The sequence below is a fragment of the Arthrobacter sp. P1_B4 genome, from assembly GCF_056406555.1.
Genome location: NZ_JBFTZW010000169.1, coordinates 1 through 2868, shown reverse-complemented (window position 1 = coordinate 2868; position 2868 = coordinate 1). Strand labels below are relative to the sequence as shown.

Genomic DNA, 2868 nt, shown 5'->3' with positions numbered 1-2868 from the left:
CGGCAATGCCGGTCGAAGCCAGGTAGGCCTCCGCCTTCTCGGCCACGCCGCGGGGATCGCGGTGGTACGGGTCACCGGTACGCGGGTTCACGATCGAGAAGTTCAGCGCAAGGGTCTTCTCCATGCGGAACGTGTCGATGAACGCCGTCGTGACGTCCGGGATGAGCTGCATGTCAGACTCGGCGATGCCCTGGAAGCCGCGGATCGAAGATCCGTCGAAAAGCTGGCCGTTGACGAAGAAGTCGGCGTCAACGCTCTTGGCAGGCACGTTGAAGTGCTGCTGAACGCCCGGGAGATCGGTGAAGCGGATATCGACGAATTTGATGTCTTCGTCCTTGATGAACTTGAGGACTTCGTCCGCAGTCTTGAACATCTATGCTCCTTACGCATATGAAAGATCTGGCCGTCAGGCACATTTGTCCAGCGCAGTCCAACGGCGGAGAAGGCAAAAAAAGCTTCCCCGCTTCGCAGTCGCTAGCAACTGTTACCACCCTAAGGACAAGGGATTTCCCCGCAGTGTCCGCATTGTTTCGGGGAGGTTACAGAATGTCCTGACACGTAAACGCTAGTCGCCAGTCCACACTGTGGCCTATCCGGTCCACAATGTGACACCCTACCGCCCACACTGTGGACAGCCCAGAGCCGATAAGCTTGGAGGGTGGTTGATCGCAAAGACATCGGTTCATGGCTCACCGGGCCGGACACATCCGGCATCTCCAGGTACCCGGGGGAGCGGCTCGGGCTGCCCGAGTCCGGGGCGGGATCGATCGCCCGTGCCGGCCGGCGCATCCTGGCGATCTGCATTGACTGGGGCATCGCGCTGTTGATCAGCAATTTCGCCTTTGGCGGCGACTCCTGGGCGACGCTTACCGTGTTTGCCATCGAGCAGATCCTGCTGATCGGCACCCTCGGCTACGGCATCGGCCACCGGATCGTGGGGATTCACGTGGTCCGGCTGGGCGGCGGCCCGGCGGGTCCACTCGCGGCCCTGGTGCGCACCCTGCTGCTGTGCCTCGTTATCCCGGCCGTCATCTTCGACCCGGACCAGCGCGGCCTCCACGACAAGGCCATGAATACGGTGCTCGTCCGGATGTAGCAATCCGCGGCCGGATGCGCGACGGCGGTGCCAGGCAACCAGGCGCGGCGGCCCTTCGTCCGTTTGCCACGAACGGCCGCTAACTTCCCCGCATAGCGGCCATGTGCGTCAGATGGGCACAGCGATGGTGCCGGGGCGCACAGAAACCCGAGGTCCTGGGCGGAGCTAGACTCCCGCGGTCTCCTGGGCCAGCGTCGGCGCAGCCTCTCCGGACCGTTCCGTCAGGTATCCGTGGCGGCCGGCCCAGCGCTCAAACCACACCGTCGCGAAGGGGAAAACGGCGGAGAGCCCGGCGAGCAAGGCAACCCGGAACGGCCAGCGCAGCATTGCCCACAGGCTCAGTGCCGCAATCCCGTAGCCGATGAAGAACGCCCCGTGGATCGGACCGGCAATCTCCACGCCGAGTTCCGTCGTCCGGGTGATCCATTTGAGCACCATGCCGAGCAACAGAGCGGCCCAGCTGAACGCTTCGGCGATCGCCAGTCCCCGGAAAATGCGGATCATCGTGGCGGTCGAGGGAAGTTTCATGCGTATCTCCTAAGTTCTTGCGTCCGTTTTCGTGGCGTCCGGTGTTGCTCTATCCGGTACCTTGCGTCCGTTGTCCCGGGTCCGGTGACCCGGCGCCGGGCGGGCCGACGTCGGGCAGTATAAGAAACGCCCCGGCTGGCGGCCTGAGGTGGCCGTGAACCGGGGCGAATCTGTACTGCGGGCAATTCCGTCATGCGGTGCGGTACTGCCGCCCGCCTAGCGTCCGCGGGTGGGACGGGCCTTGTAGGGATCGATGCCCTTCGGGATGGGCAGGCGGCCGCCGAGCGAGGAAATGCGCTTCGACACGGCGCTGACCTCAGTCTTGGTCAGTTCGCCCTTGAGCTTGTTCATCTTCCGGGCGATCTGGCTGAGCGGCACCTGGCCCTCGCCGCGGCCGCTTTCGATCACGTGGATGGTGACGTTGGGCAGGATGCGCGCAAGGCGCTTGCGCTCGGCATCGACCAGCGGCTTGACCCGGTTGCTGGGTCCTTCGCTGACGAGCACGACGCCGGGACGGCCGATGGCGCGGAAGACGGCATCCTGCGTGCGCGGGTTCACAGCGACGGGCTGGTCCTCGGTGATCCAGCCGCGCTTGAGCGTGCCCAGTGCGGCACCCGAGGCGCCGGGCTGGTTCTCGATCTGCGCGAACGCGGCGCGCTCGGCACGGCGGGACAGGATCAGCGTGGCCGCAAGGGCACCCAGGGCGATGCCGATGATCAGGCCGGTGATCCAGTTGTCGAGCAGGAAGCCGACCAGCAGGCTGAGCGCAACAACACCCAGGAACGCCAGCAACATGAGCCAGGGAACCATGGGATCGTGGCGGCGGGTCATCTGGAAGACCTCGCCGATCTGCTTCAGCCGGCTCGGCTTCTTGGCCTTTGCTTCCTTGGGCTTACGGGAGAAAAGACCGCGCTTCGGAGCTTCGGAAGCCGGGCTGGAGTTGCTGGGATCAGGGGAATTCGCCATAGTTCCTTAATTCTACGTGATGGACGGCCAAGGGCCGGCACCGAAGTCATCCGGTGCCGGCCCTTAAGTGGAAGGGTGTCAGAGCAGGGTTCAGGAATGTGCCGCGAGCAGCGAGCTGGCTTCCTGGCGGGTGCTTCCGGAGCTTTCGATGTGGGCGAGTTCGGCCGGGATTTCCCAGCCTTTCTTGCGCATCGCGGTGGCCCAGAGCCGGCCGGCGCGGTAGGAGGAACGCACCAGGGGCCCGGACATGACGCCCAGGAAGCCGATCTCGTCGGCTT

General features: G+C 64.7%; 4 protein-coding genes and 1 pseudogene. 1 reads left to right on the top strand and 4 read right to left on the bottom strand.

Annotation, left to right across the window (positions count from 1 at the left end):
• Positions 1–373 (bottom strand): glutamine synthetase beta-grasp domain-containing protein (locus AC1D1W_RS20395; RefSeq protein ID WP_476944663.1); only part of this gene is annotated, 373 nt, incomplete at its 3' end.
• 285 nt (positions 374–658) lie between these two features.
• Here AC1D1W_RS20395 and AC1D1W_RS20390 point away from each other — a divergent pair.
• A complete protein-coding gene (locus AC1D1W_RS20390; protein WP_476944662.1) occupies positions 659–1096 on the top strand; it encodes an RDD family protein in 438 nt (145 codons plus the stop codon).
• A gap of 165 nt (positions 1097–1261) precedes the next feature.
• Here AC1D1W_RS20390 and AC1D1W_RS20385 read toward each other — a convergent pair whose 3' ends face one another.
• The 3 genes and pseudogenes from AC1D1W_RS20385 to AC1D1W_RS20375 all read right to left on the bottom strand — a co-directional run.
• The gene (locus AC1D1W_RS20385; RefSeq protein ID WP_476944661.1) at positions 1262–1624 is read right to left on the bottom strand and encodes a DUF3817 domain-containing protein; all 363 of its coding nucleotides are present in this window, start codon (positions 1622–1624) and stop codon (positions 1262–1264) included.
• A gap of 216 nt (positions 1625–1840) precedes the next feature.
• Entirely contained in the window at positions 1841–2590 is a 750-nt protein-coding gene (locus AC1D1W_RS20380) for a DUF4191 domain-containing protein (RefSeq protein ID WP_243179470.1), read from the bottom strand.
• Positions 2591–2680: 90 nt separating this feature from the next.
• Positions 2681–2868: pseudogene (locus AC1D1W_RS20375) on the bottom strand (lipoyl synthase); the annotation flags it as partial.

What these genes read in the sequence shown, in the direction of transcription:
- AC1D1W_RS20385 (WP_476944661.1), bottom strand. Translation starts at nt 1,624, where the DNA reads ATGAAACTTCCCTCGACCGCCACGATGATCCGCATTTTCCGGGGACTG.
- AC1D1W_RS20380 (WP_243179470.1), bottom strand. Translation starts at nt 2,590, where the DNA reads ATGGCGAATTCCCCTGATCCCAGCAACTCCAGCCCGGCTTCCGAAGCT.